10 protein-coding genes and 1 pseudogene are annotated in these 12472 nt (G+C 55.2%); 7 read left to right on the forward strand and 4 right to left on the reverse strand.

What is annotated here, in order from left to right:
- The first annotated feature begins 35 nt into the window (after window positions 1-35).
- Both rlmN and ADICEAN_RS17445 read left to right on the forward strand, forming a co-directional pair.
- Entirely contained in the window at window positions 36-1076 is a 1041-nt protein-coding gene (rlmN, locus tag ADICEAN_RS17440) for a 23S rRNA (adenine(2503)-C(2))-methyltransferase RlmN (protein ID WP_040397944.1), read from the forward strand.
- A 49-nt stretch (window positions 1077-1125) separates the two neighbouring features.
- Window positions 1126-1578 carry a hypothetical protein gene (locus tag ADICEAN_RS17445; RefSeq protein WP_009196975.1) on the forward strand — a complete coding sequence of 151 codons (453 nt, stop codon included), beginning with the start codon at window positions 1126-1128 and terminating at the stop codon, window positions 1576-1578.
- Between the two features lie 41 nt (window positions 1579-1619).
- On the opposite strand, the gene ADICEAN_RS17450 is transcribed toward ADICEAN_RS17445, so the two are convergent.
- The 4 genes and pseudogenes from ADICEAN_RS17450 to ADICEAN_RS17465 all read right to left on the reverse strand — a co-directional run bounded on the left by ADICEAN_RS17450 (window position 1620) and on the right by ADICEAN_RS17465 (window position 5761).
- On the reverse strand, window positions 1620-2546 hold the full coding sequence (locus ADICEAN_RS17450) for a rhomboid family protein (protein WP_009196976.1): 927 nt from the start codon (window positions 2544-2546) through the stop codon (window positions 1620-1622).
- A 22-nt stretch (window positions 2547-2568) separates the two neighbouring features.
- Window positions 2569-3363 (reverse strand): rhomboid family intramembrane serine protease, encoded by a 795-nt coding sequence (locus ADICEAN_RS17455; protein WP_009196977.1) that lies wholly within the window; start codon window positions 3361-3363, stop codon window positions 2569-2571.
- Between the two features lie 9 nt (window positions 3364-3372).
- Window positions 3373-5288 (reverse strand): annotated as a pseudogene (gene mutL, locus ADICEAN_RS17460) (DNA mismatch repair endonuclease MutL).
- Window positions 5289-5404: 116 nt separating this feature from the next.
- Window positions 5405-5761 carry a hypothetical protein gene (locus ADICEAN_RS17465; RefSeq protein ID WP_009196980.1) on the reverse strand — a complete coding sequence of 119 codons (357 nt, stop codon included), beginning with the start codon at window positions 5759-5761 and terminating at the stop codon, window positions 5405-5407.
- Window positions 5762-5854: 93 nt separating this feature from the next.
- Between ADICEAN_RS17465 and ADICEAN_RS17470 the strand changes: the two genes are divergently transcribed.
- The 5 genes from ADICEAN_RS17470 to ADICEAN_RS17490 all read left to right on the forward strand — a co-directional run.
- Window positions 5855-8791 carry a glycoside hydrolase family 3 N-terminal domain-containing protein gene (locus ADICEAN_RS17470; protein ID WP_009196981.1) on the forward strand — a complete coding sequence of 979 codons (2937 nt, stop codon included), beginning with the start codon at window positions 5855-5857 and terminating at the stop codon, window positions 8789-8791.
- Between the two features lie 7 nt (window positions 8792-8798).
- Window positions 8799-9947, forward strand: coding sequence for an N-acetyl-alpha-D-glucosaminyl L-malate synthase BshA (gene bshA, locus ADICEAN_RS17475; protein WP_009196982.1), 1149 nt, complete (start codon window positions 8799-8801; stop codon window positions 9945-9947).
- Window positions 9948-10053: 106 nt separating this feature from the next.
- A complete protein-coding gene (locus ADICEAN_RS17480) occupies window positions 10054-10665 on the forward strand; it encodes a sterol desaturase family protein (RefSeq protein ID WP_009196983.1) in 612 nt (203 codons plus the stop codon).
- A 54-nt stretch (window positions 10666-10719) separates the two neighbouring features.
- Window positions 10720-11526 (forward strand): Rossmann-fold NAD(P)-binding domain-containing protein, encoded by an 807-nt coding sequence (locus ADICEAN_RS17485; RefSeq protein ID WP_009196984.1) that lies wholly within the window; start codon window positions 10720-10722, stop codon window positions 11524-11526.
- 137 nt (window positions 11527-11663) lie between these two features.
- Window positions 11664-12472 (forward strand): vWA domain-containing protein (locus tag ADICEAN_RS17490; protein ID WP_040397942.1); only part of this gene is annotated, 809 nt, incomplete at its 3' end.

Here is a 12472-nt window from a genome sequence, read left to right on the forward strand (position 1 = left end):
ACCCATGGCTACCGAAACCCTCAAAAAAAACCGACATCCGCAAGCTAACCTTAGCGCAACTCACTGCTGCCCTGCAGCAGATGGGCGAAAAACCGTTTCGGGCCAAACAGATCTGGGAATGGCTCTGGAAAAAGTCGGCCGGCAGCTTTGCCGACATGACCAACCTCTCCAAAGGCCTGCGGGAGCAACTGGAGGCCCAGTTTGTGATCCACCCCCTTACCGTAGCCAGCAAGCAGGTAAGCGGCGATGGCACCATCAAATCGGCCTTTCGCCTGCACGATACTCACCTGATTGAAGGGGTACTGATCCCGGCCGACGACCGCATGACGGCCTGCGTATCTTCACAGGTGGGCTGCTCGCTTACCTGCAAGTTTTGTGCTACAGGCTATATGGACCGCAAGCGCAACCTGGAGGCCTCCGAGATCTATGATCAGGTGGTCACCATTACCCGCCAGGCCGAGGAGCACTACGCCAACCCCCTGACCAATATTGTGTTCATGGGCATGGGAGAACCCCTGCTCAACTACCAGAACGTACTCTCGGCCATTGACCGCATTACGGCCGAAGATGGTCTGAACATGGCCGCCAGGCGCATTACCGTAAGTACGGCCGGCATTGCCAAAATGATCAAGAAGCTGGGCGATGATGAGGTGAAATTTAACCTGGCCCTGTCGCTGCACGCCGCCAATGACGTAAAGCGCAACCAGATCATGCCCATCAACGAAAGCAATACGCTGGAAGCCCTGAAAGAGGCCCTGCAGTACTATTATCAGAAGACCCGCAACCCGGTGACTTTTGAATACATTGTATTCTATAATTTCAATGATACGCTGCAGGATGCCGAAGAGCTCTACCAGTTTACCAAGGCGGTACCCAGCAAGGTAAATATCATTGAATATAACCCCATTAAGGAAGCCGATTTTATCAATACCGGCGAAGACCGGCTGGATGCCTTCAGCAACTACCTGCGCCGCAAGGGGGTAAATGTGCATGTGCGCCGCAGCCGTGGCAAAGACATTGATGCTGCCTGCGGACAGCTGGCCAACCGGGATACAGAAGTAGAAAAAGCGGTATAAGTCCGCTTTTGTTTCTACCTTGGGATAGGCCCTCCCGCTGCCTTCCGCTATGGACTACTCATCGCTCCTGATTCTTAATCTGCTGGCAACAGCACTGCTTACCGGACTTATCTGGATGGTGCAGCTGGTGCATTACCCCGGCTTTGCCTATGTGAGCCAGCAGGCCTGTACGGCCTATCAGCATCAGCACACCCGCCGCATTGCCTGGCTGGTAATTCCGCTAATGCTGGCAGAGCTGGCCCTTACGGGCTGGCTTAGCTGGCTGGTCGTAAGCAGGGGGTTGGCGGCACATGCTCTGCTCTACTGGCTGGCGGCCGGCTGTGTGGTGCTGGTCTGGGGCATTACTTTTCTGGTATTTGTACCCCTGCATGCCCGGCTGCAACAGGAGGGGTACACCCCTGTCCTCACTCAAAAACTAGTGCTCTGGAATTGGCCCCGTACGCTGCTGTGGAGCATTCGCTGCCTGTTGCTCAGCTATCTCTTGCTGGAGGGGTATCACTAAAGGGCATAAAAAAAGCCCCCATTTGGAGGCTCATTTGTGCTTTAGCTTTTCTTGCTGGCTTCAAATAGCTTTTGCTTTTCTTCTTTGGTTAGGCTTTCATAGCCCTGGGCGGAGATCTTGTCCAGGATGGCATCAATCTCGTCCTGTGAGGCTTTCATAGGGCCGCCAGGCTTTTGCTGCTGCGAGCGAAACGAGCTGCGGGGGGTGGTATAGGCTTTTTCGCGGCGGTGGCTTACCTTGATGCGCGCGCTGCGGTTAAAGAGTCCCCCTACCCAGTCCAGGCTGCCCGATACCCAGGCGCCGATATCGGGCCCGCGGCGTAGCTGCACGATATAGACCCAGCCCAGCAGAGCACCGCCCAGGTGCGCCAGCTCACCGCCGGCATTGGGACCATCCAGCCCGGCAAAGCTCTTGAACACTACCCAGAAAATGGCTATGTACTTGATCTTGACCGGCCCGATAAAGAGCAGAAAAAAGGAATGGTTGGGTTGCAAGGTAGCCGCCGCCACAATAATGGCCGATACCCCTGCCGAGGCCCCCAGCAGCACCGAGCGTGGTACCATGGGCTGGTAGTAGGGCAGCAGGTTATAGATGAGCAGAAAGGTAATGCCGCCGGCCAGGCCGCCCAGCACATAAATATTCACAAACTTTTTACTGCCCAGGTACTCCATGATCAGCTGCCCAAACCAGTAGAGAAACAAGAGGTTGAACAGGATATGGAAGAAATCGACATGGGTGAACATGTAGGTGATCACCGTCCAGGGCTTTTGCAGAAAGGCGCCCACGCTGGCCGGCATCATCAGCTGGTTCATGATCCATTCGTAGATCGCTCCGCCACCCGAAAGGTTCAGGATCACCCGCAGCACAATCAGCACCGCAAACACCAGCATGTTGATCAGGATGATGCGGTAAAGACCGTTATTGGGCCGGTTAAATGCGTTTTTTAGTTCTTCAAAAAATCCGTTCATGCTATTGCCAGACTAACAGATGCTATTGATATCGGTTGCGGGCCTCTCCCCATACAACCAACAAGAGGTATCCTACAAACATTCCGCCCAGGTGCGCCATGTGGGCCACATTATCGGTGGGTACACGCTTCAGGAGCAGGTATACTTCCAGGGCGCCATAGAGCAGTACAAAAATTCGCACCCGCATGGGGATGGGCGGTATCAGCAGCATAATGCGCCGATGCGGAAACAGCAGTCCTACCGCCATCAATAACCCAAAGATGGCGCCTGATGCACCCAGCATGGGGGTGTCCAGCACCAGTTCATATAGCTGCCGGATCGTTTGCTCGGCCTGCCCGGCCAGAGCCTCATTTTCGGGCTGCTGGTAATACTGGTCAGCCAGGCCTCGCACATTAGGATAAAACCTGGCAAAGTGCTCTTGTACTACCTCCACATACAACTCCGGAGAGGGATTGCTCAGGTAAGCATCCACATCCTGCTGCATCTGGCGGTGCTCAAAGAAATCAACCCCCATAAAAAGGACCGCGGCGCCCAGGCCAGTGATCAGGTAATACTGCAGAAAACGCTTGCTTCCCCAGAGCTCTTCCAGCCAGGGGCCAAACACTGCCAGCCCAATCATATTCCCGAGAAGGTGCATGTGATCGCCATGCAGGAACATATAGGTAACGAACTGCCAGGCCCTAAAGTTATCGGAGCCCATGTAATATAAAGCAAAAAAATGCACGGTTTCCTGGTAAACATCCAGCAGGAGGGCACCTAAAAATACAGCTACATTTATGATCAGCAGATTCTTAACGACAGGGGTCAGACGAAACATGTCTTGGTTTTATTTAAAAAGTTCAGATACTTTATCAAGGTCCAGAATGCGGAACGTCTGGCGTCCGTCTGGCGTATAGGCCGGGGTCTGGCAGGCAAACAGCTGATCGATGAGGGCCCGCATTTCACTTAGTTCCAGGCGCTGTCCCCAGCGCATGGCCGCCCGCTGGGCCAGGGCCCGGGCAGTTTGCTCCCGCTTGTTCAGGGCCAGCTCGGTGCGATGGTGCTTGAGCTGCTCCAGCAGGCCTTCCAGCAGACGCTGCCCGTCCATACCGGCCAGATCGGCAGGCACCCCCTGGATCACCAGCGAATCGCCGCTAAACAGGCTGATCTCGAAGCCCAGGCTGCGGATCTCTTCCTGATACTCCTGCAGCAGCTCGGCATCCTGGCGGGCCAGCTGCACCTGCTGCGGAAAGAGCGACTGCTGCGAACTGGCCGAGCCCTGCTGCAGCTGACGCAGGAATTTTTCATAGAGAATCCGCTGATGGGCCGCCTCCTGGTCTATGAGCATCATGCCCGATTTTACCTGGCAGATGATGTAGCGCCCGTGCAGCTGAAAGCAGGATTGCTGCAGTTCCTGCCCCCCTTCCGGACTGGCGGATGCACGCTCCAGCGGCAGCTGGTTGGCTGCACTGGGCATGGTAACGGCCTCGGTAAAGGCCCGGCTGGGCTGAATCACCGCATGGGGCTGGCTATCGGCACCGGTAGTAGTACGGCCCCTCTCAAAAAGTTGCTCCCAGCCAGTAGCAGCGCCTGTATGGCTTTGTCTGAACTGCTCCCAGCTGCGGTCTGGCCGGGGGCTGGCTGCACCGGCACCCGAGCCGCCAAAACCACCGCCGCTGTAGGCGCTTCCCCCTTCTGCAGCAGGCCCCTCTGTCCGCGCCGAGAGGCGGGCGGTAAAGTTCACATCCTGCTCAAAATCAAGCGAGGGGGTTAGGTTATGGGTGCCGATGGCCTGCCGCACGGCCGAGTGCATAATGGCATACACGGTGCGCTCATCGGCAAACTTGATCTCGGTTTTTGTAGGGTGAACGTTTATGTCGATCTGCTGGGGGTCTATTTCCAGGAAAAGTACATAAAAGGGGTAGGTATCGGACTGCAGCAGGCCCTCATAGGCGCCCATGACGGCATGGTGCAGGTAGTTGCTTTTAATAAAGCGCTGGTTTACAAAGAAGTACTGCTCGCCCCGGGTCTTTTTGGCGTGCTCCGGCTTGCCGATGTAGCCCCAGATCTTCAAATGAGGGGTCTCTTCTCGGCAGGCGGCCATCTGCTCCTGGTGCTGTTTTGTGAATAATTGCACAATTCGCTGGCTAAGCTTGCCTCCCTGCAGCTGGTAGGTTTCCAGATCGTTCTGGTGCAGGCTGAAGGAAATCTCGGGATGGGCCAGGGCCACCCGCTGAAATTCTTCTACAATGTGGCGCATTTCCACCCCATTGGACTTAAGGAAATTGCGCCGGGCGGGCACGTTAAAAAAAGGTTTTTAACCGTAATGCTGGTGCCCTCGGCGCAGGCTACGGGCTCCTGTTCCTTTACTTCCGATCCTTCTATGCAAATGCGGGTGCCCAGCTCGGCGCCGGCGGTGCGGGTCTTGAGCTCTACCTGGGCTACGGCGGCTATGGAGGCCATGGCCTCGCCCCGGAAGCCCATGGTGCGAATGGCAAAAAGATCGTCTGCGGTGCGAATTTTAGAGGTGGCATGCCGCTCAAAGCTCATGCGGGCATCGGTTTCGGACATGCCCTTGCCATTGTCGATCACCTGAATAAGGGCCTTGCCGGCATCGCGCACCTGCACCTGCACCCGGGTGCTGCCCGCATCAATGCTGTTCTCCATCAGCTCTTTTACTACAGATGCAGGCCGCTGCACTACCTCTCCGGCAGCGATCTGGTTGGCTATAGCATCGGGTAATAAACGAATAATATCGGCCATGCAGCGGGTTGAAAAAGAGACCCGCACAAGGGGTGCAGGCCGGAGTGATCAGAAGGGTAAAGATACAAAAAAAGAGGGTAGATTAAGAATCACCCTCCTGCTTGCTTTTGGCAGTTTTATGAATTCTGCCGCATTTGCCTCACACGTAAGAAAATATAAACGGGGATAAGAATCAATCCAAGGTAAAGCGCGTTATTACCGTAAAATATGAAGCCTACAAATGTGAAGAAAAACAGCACCACAAAGATCAGCTGGCTTACGCTGGATTGCTTGGCCTGTGTTTCCTGACGGCTTTGCGCCTGCTTCCACTCGGCCTGCAGGCGCCCGCGCAGCTCTTCGCTTGGCTGGGCTTCTACCTCCCGCCGGATGCGTTCGGCCCGCTCGGTAACTTCTTCCTTCACAGGATCGTAATACCGCGGCTCATAGGTAAATTTATTATATTTGGGCAGCCGGACCAGGGAAGGAATCTTCATAATTAGCGTATTTTGCGTACTACAAAACTAACGATTATTCAGAGGGGTAACGTTTGCATGTTCAGAAAAGTTTGTGCCGTAATGGCTTTGTGTATGATGGGCGTAACGGCCGCCCTGGCCGCCCCATTTCCGCCCGATTCTATCGCCGCCAGAAACTGGGTGAAAAAGCGGGAACATTGGGTTGACAGTGTGATGAAAAGCATGACCGAAGAACAGCGCATTGGCCAGCTGTTTATGGTGGCTGCCTACTCCAACCGCGATAAAGAACATGTACAGGAGCTGGAAAAGCTGGTAACCGACCACCACATTGGGGGGCTTATCTTTTTTCAGGGCGGCCCGGTGCGCCAGGCCCGCATCACCAACCAGCTGCAGCAGCAGGCCAGAGTACCCCTGTTTGTGGCCATGGATGCCGAGTGGGGCCTGGGCATGCGCCTGGACAGCATTCCCAACTATCCGCGCCAGATGACGCTGGGCGCCGTAGACGACAATCAGCTGATCTATACCATGGGTGCCGACATAGCCCGCCAGCTGCGGCTGCTGGGCGTGCATATTAATTTTGCCCCGGTGGTGGATGTAAACAGCAACCCGCAAAACCCCGTTATCGGCAACCGTGCCTTTGGCGAGTACAAGTTTGATGTGGCCCGCAAGGGCATTGCCTACATGCGCGGTCTGCAGGATCATGGGGTACTGGCCTCGGCCAAGCACTTTCCCGGTCATGGCGATACCGATACCGACTCGCACTTTGCCCTGCCGGTTATCAACCATGACATGGAGCGCCTGCGCAGCATAGAGCTCTACCCCTTTCAGCAGCTCATGGCCGATAGTGTAGCCAGCGTTATGGTGGCCCACATCAATGTGCCGGCGCTGGATAATGCGCCTAACCGTCCTACTACCCTTTCGCCGGCGGTGGTCAATGGCCTGCTCAAAAAAGAACTGGGCTTTCAGGGCCTGATCTTTACCGATGCCCTTAACATGAAGGGGGTAAGCCAGTTTTACAAACCCGGCGATGCCGATCTGGAAGCCCTGAAGGCCGGCAATGATGTGCTGCTGTTTTCCGAAGATGTGGCCGGCGCCATCCGCAAGATCCGCCGGGCGGTAAAGCGGGGTGAAATCAGCCAGAAAAGCATTGACGAGCACGCCCGCCGCATTCTGCAGGCCAAGTACTGGGCCGGTCTGCACAAACGCACCCCCATCAATACCGACAATCTGGTTAACAAGCTGAACGATCCGGTATCAGACATGATCCGCCAGAAGCTCTATGAACAGGCCGTTTCCATTGTGCACAACCAGCAGAACCTGATGCCGCTGCGGCATGTAGAGGAGCGCTCCTTTGCGGTAGTTACGGTGGGAGGCACCAATACCAAAAACACATTTTCAGAAACACTGGCCCTTTACGCCCCCTTTGACCATTATCATATTGACAAAGAAGCCTCTGCCGATGCCTTTAACGACCTGCTTACCACCCTGCGCCTCTATGATGTGGTGGTGGTAGGGGTACACGGCATGGTAAGCGCTCCGGCCAGGGAATTTGGCCTGCTGCCCGAGCAGATCCGCTTTCTGAACGAAGCCCGCAAAAAGCCCAACACCATCATCAGCGTATTTGGCTCGGCCTACAGCCTCAAGCACTTTGAGCAGGCCCGCAACCTGGTGGTGGCCTATGAAGACAATGAGTATACTCAGAAGATTGTGCCCTCGCTGATCTTTGGCGGCCTGCCGGCCAGGGGCAAGCTGCCCGTATCGGTAAGCGGCCTGGTGCGCCGCACCATGGGCGATGCCACCCGGGAGCTGGACCGCCTCAATTACGCCACCCCCGAAGATGTAGGCATGGATGCCACGGTGCTGCGCAACATTGATCGCATAGCCGAAGAAGCCATTAAGCTGGGGGCCACCCCCGGCATGCAGATTCTGGTAGCCCGCAAGGGGTCCATTGTGTACCAGAAAAACTTTGGCCACCTGAGCTACGACAGCCTGCGGCCGGTAAGTAATGAAACCGTTTATGACATTGCCTCCATTACCAAAGTGGCGGCTACGCTGCAGGTGATGATGTTTCTGGAAGAACGGGGCCTCATAGACCTGGACCAGCCCATTGTCACCTACCTGGAAGACCTGAAGGGCACCAACAAGGCCGCCCTTACGCTGCGGGAGATCCTGGCGCACCAGGCCGGCCTTGTTCCCTACATCCCCTTCTGGAAATACACCCTAAACGGCACGGCCCTCAATACCGCCTTTTACAGCCCTACCCCCATGCCCGACTACAGCCTGCAGGTGGCCGGCAATATCTTTACCAGCCGCAGCATGCAGGACTCCATCTGGCAGTGGATCAAAAAATCGGACCTGCAGCCCAAGCCCAAGGGCAAAAAGACCTGGGAGTACAAGTACAGCGATGTGGGCTATTACATCATGCAGCGCATTGCCGAAAAGATCCTGAATCAGCCCATGGCCGACTTTCTGGCCCAGAACCTCTATGACCCCCTGGGACTGGAAACCATGACCTACCTGCCCCTGAGCAAGTACAGCCTTGACCGCATAGCCCCTACCGAACAGGATACCTACTTCCGCAACAGCCTGGTGGCCGGCATGGTGCACGACCAGGGCGCCGCCATGATGGGCGGCATTGCCGGGCATGCAGGCCTGTTCAGCAACGCCACCGACCTGGCCGTGCTCATGCAAATGCAGCTGCAGGATGGCGAGTATGGCGGCAAGCGCTACTACTCTCCCGGCACCATTGCCCGCTTTGCCCAGACGCAGTACAAAGGCAACCGCCGCGGCCTGGGCTGGGACAAGCCCGAGCTCAATACCGCCCATGGCCCTACTTCTAACTTTGCCTCGCCGCGTACGTTTGGTCATACAGGCTTTACCGGCACAGCGGCCTGGGTAGACCCTGAATTTGATCTGGTTTATATTTTTCTATCGAACCGGATACACCCCGATGCAAACAACACGAAGCTGATCCGCTTTGGCACGCGCACCCGCATTATGGATGAGGTGTATAAAGCCATGCAAAGCTTCAACAAGTACAATCAGAATTAACAAAGGCATGAAAATCGGCATTGTTTGTTATCCAACCTTTGGAGGCAGCGGTGTAGTAGCAACAGAACTGGGCAAGGGCCTGGCCAAAAAAGGCCATGAGATCCACTTTATTACCTATTCGCAGCCTACCCGACTGGATTTTTTCAGCGAAAACCTCTATTACCACGAGGTATACATGGAGCCGTATCCGCTCTTTGCCTACCCCCCTTATGAGCTGGCCCTGGCCTCTAAAATGGTGGATGTGGTGCGCTACGAAAAGCTGGACCTGCTGCATGTGCATTATGCCATCCCCCATGCCTCGGCGGCCTATATGGCCAAGCAGATCCTGAAGAGCCAGGGCATCAGCATACCGGTGGTGACTACCCTGCATGGTACCGACATTACGCTGGTAGGCAAAAATGCCTCCTATGCGCCGGTGGTCACCTTCAGCATCAACGAGTCGGATGGTATTACGGCTGTATCGGAATCGCTGCGGCAGGAAACCTACCAGCACTTCGAGATCCACAAGGATATTACCGTAGTGCACAACTTCATTGACCTGGAGCGTTTTAAAAAGCAGAAGAAAGACCACTTCAAGACTGCCATCAGCCCCGGGGGCGAAAAAGTGGTGGTGCATACCTCCAACTTCCGCAAAGTAAAACGGGTAGATGATGTGATCCGCATCTTTCAGCAGATACGCGAAGCCATGCCGGCCCGCCTGCTGCTGGTGGGCGATGGACCCGAGCGCCCCAAAATGGAGAAGCTGTGCCGGGAGCTCAAGATTTGCGACGATGTGCGCTTTTTGGGCAAGCTGGAAGCCGTAGAAGAAGTGCTGAGCGTGGCCGACCTCTTCCTGATGCCTTCCGAAAAGGAAAGTTTTGGCCTGGCAGCCCTGGAGGCCATGGCTTGCGAAGTACCGGTAGTAAGCTCCAATGCCGGTGGTCTGCCCGAGCTGGTAGTTGATGGCGTTTCGGGCTTTACCTGCCCGGTGGGCGACACCCGGCAAATGACCGAACGCGCCCTGTTTATACTGGCCGATGAAAACCTGCAGCGCTTTAAGGAAGGCGCCCTGGCCCGGGCCCGGGAATTTGACATCAGCAACATTCTGCCTCAGTACGAAGCTGTATATGAGCAGGTACTGGCGCCTAAAGATCTGCCCAGCCTGAGCCCCCCCTAAGCCCCAAGCAGAGAGCAGCTTTTTTTGGCATCGCAAAAGATGCCTAAACCTTTTAACGTATCCGCCCGTTAGGCATTTGTCGGGAAATACAAGTTATTATTTTTTTATGGACCATACGATCAAACCAAAGACCAAAGGAAGCGCCCAGCTTTTTAAAAATCCTGTGCTGGAGCGTCTCTCCCGTACGCATATTTCCATTCCGCTGAGTCTCTATACGGTAATCTCAGTAGGCCTCCTCTATTATGGTGTTAGCGAGATTGGCCTGAGCGGCCTGGCGGTTGTAGCCCTCTTCATTACCGGCTTTCTCACTTTTACACTATTTGAGTACCTGGCGCACCGCTATGTGTTCCATATGGAGCATACCAATGAGCTCAAGGCCAAGATCCAGTATACCGTTCATGGAGTGCACCACGAGTTTCCTAAGGATAAGGATCGCCTGGCCATGCCGCCCCTGCTGGCACTTGTGTATGTAGCCGTGTTTTTCTTTGTATTTCGCTTGCTGCTGGGCGAGGGGGTTTTTGCCTTTGTGCCCGGCATGCTTACGGGCTACTCACTTTACCTTTTTGTGCATTATGCCGTGCATGCCTATCAGCCGCCCAAAAACTTCCTGAAGATCTTGTGGGTGCACCATGCCATTCACCATTACAAAGATCCTGAGCGCGCCTATGGCGTCTCCTCTCCTCTCTGGGATTATGTTTTTGGCACCATGCCTAAATAACAATCCGGCAAAATTTTACCTTTAAAGCGTAGCACCACCTGCTACGCTTTTTTTATGACAACCATAAGTATACTTGGATGCGGCTGGCTGGGCACCCCCCTGGCCCGCCGCCTGCTTAGCGAAGGCTATGCCGTAAAAGGCAGCACCACCACCGCCCAGAAACTACCCTCCCTGCGCGATGTAGGCATACAGCCCTATCTGCTGCGCCTGGATCCGCAACCGGAGGGCCAGAAAACAGAAGATTTTTTTCAGACGGATATCCTCCTGATCGACATTCCTCCTCAGACAGGGCGAAGAGGCAATGATTTCCATCCCCGGCAGATTCAGGCCCTTTTAGAAATACTAACCCCTCACACCCTCCTAAAGGTACTTTACATCAGCTCCACCAGTGTCTATCCGGATGAGGGGGAGGCCCTGACAGAAGATGCTCTGGACCCCTCGGCACCCGGCGCCAACCAGGCCCTGATCCGGGCCGAGGCCCTGCTGCAGGAAGCCCTGGGCGAGCGCCTCACCATTCTGCGCTGCGGCGGTCTGATGGGCTACGACCGCATTCCCGGCAAGTGGAGCAAGGGGGGTGAGGTAGCTGATACCCCCATTAATTACCTGCACCGCGATGATGCCATCGGGATCATTGTAGAGTTGCTGGCGCAAGACAAATGGGGGCAGGTCTACAATGCCTGCTCTCCCCTGCACCCCAGCCGGGCGGCCATTTACCAAAAGACGGCAGCGCAGCAGGGCTGGCCGCCGCCAAAAGTTACAGCAACCGACAAGCACAAAACCATCAGCCCCCAAAAGCTGCAGCAGGAGCTGGGGTATCGGTTTACCTATCCCGATCCGCTGGATTTTAGCTATACTCTTTAAGTACTCATTCACTAAAAAAGGAAAGCGATACCGGTGCAGAAGAGAACCGTTCACTCTTTTTTTCAGCACCTTATTGCCCAGGGGCTGAACATCTTTCGGCGCAAAAAGCGTTATACTACAGAACACTCTAGCGCAGCATGATAGGCTACCGATTTACTGACTTTTTGCCCGAAGGCGATCCGGATGCAAGCACTTTTGACAACCTGCTGAAGATCTTTATGCAGCTGCTGCTTATTACCTCCGGCGATGTGTCCGAGGCGCTGCACTGGCTCAACAACCTGGATCAGAAGTACGGCCTCACCGACGATGCCTACGGCATGGGCGATTTTATCGAAGACCTGAAAGCCAAAGGCTACATTACCGATGAGAACCCCGAGGGGAAATTTGAGGTAACGGCCAAAAGCGAGCAGGCCATTCGCAAAAGCGCTCTGGAAGAGATCTTTGGCAAGCTGAAAAAGGGGGGCAAGGGCAATCACCACAGCTTTTTTTCCGGAGCCGGTGATGAGCCCCGCACCGAAAAGCGGGAGTACCAGTTTGGCGATACCCCTGAGCAAATTGCCATTACCGACTCGCTGCGCAATGCCCAGATCAACCACGGCTTTGATGGCCCCCTGCTTACCGAGCAGGATCTGGAGGTGTATGAAAAAGACTACAAGACCCAGACGGCCACCGTACTGATGATTGATGTGAGCCACAGCATGATCCTCTATGGCGAAGACCGCATTACCCCCGCCAAAAAGGTGGCCCTGGCCCTGGCCGAGCTCATCAAGCTAAAATACCCCAAAGACACGCTGGATGTAATCGCTTTTGGCAATGATGCCTGGCAGATTGAAGTAAAAGACCTGCCTTTTTTGCAGGTGGGCCCCTTTCATACCAATACCGTCTCGGGCCTGGAGCTGGCCATGGACCTGCTGCGCCGGCGCAAAACAGCCAACAAACAGATTTT

Source organism: Cesiribacter andamanensis AMV16 (assembly GCF_000348925.1).
GTDB classification, from domain to species: domain Bacteria; phylum Bacteroidota; class Bacteroidia; order Cytophagales; family Cyclobacteriaceae; genus Cesiribacter; species Cesiribacter andamanensis.

Coding starts and splice junctions, on each gene's coding strand:
- bshA (WP_009196982.1), top strand. CDS start 8,799: ATGAAAATCGGCATTGTTTGTTATCCAACCTTTGGAGGCAGCGGTGTA.
- ADICEAN_RS17455 (WP_009196977.1), bottom strand. CDS start 3,363: ATGTTTCGTCTGACCCCTGTCGTTAAGAATCTGCTGATCATAAATGTA.
- ADICEAN_RS17445 (WP_009196975.1), top strand. CDS start 1,126: ATGGACTACTCATCGCTCCTGATTCTTAATCTGCTGGCAACAGCACTG.
- ADICEAN_RS17465 (WP_009196980.1), bottom strand. CDS start 5,761: ATGAAGATTCCTTCCCTGGTCCGGCTGCCCAAATATAATAAATTTACC.
- ADICEAN_RS17470 (WP_009196981.1), top strand. CDS start 5,855: ATGATGGGCGTAACGGCCGCCCTGGCCGCCCCATTTCCGCCCGATTCT.
- ADICEAN_RS17480 (WP_009196983.1), top strand. CDS start 10,054: ATGGACCATACGATCAAACCAAAGACCAAAGGAAGCGCCCAGCTTTTT.
- ADICEAN_RS17485 (WP_009196984.1), top strand. CDS start 10,720: ATGACAACCATAAGTATACTTGGATGCGGCTGGCTGGGCACCCCCCTG.
- ADICEAN_RS17450 (WP_009196976.1), bottom strand. CDS start 2,546: ATGAACGGATTTTTTGAAGAACTAAAAAACGCATTTAACCGGCCCAAT.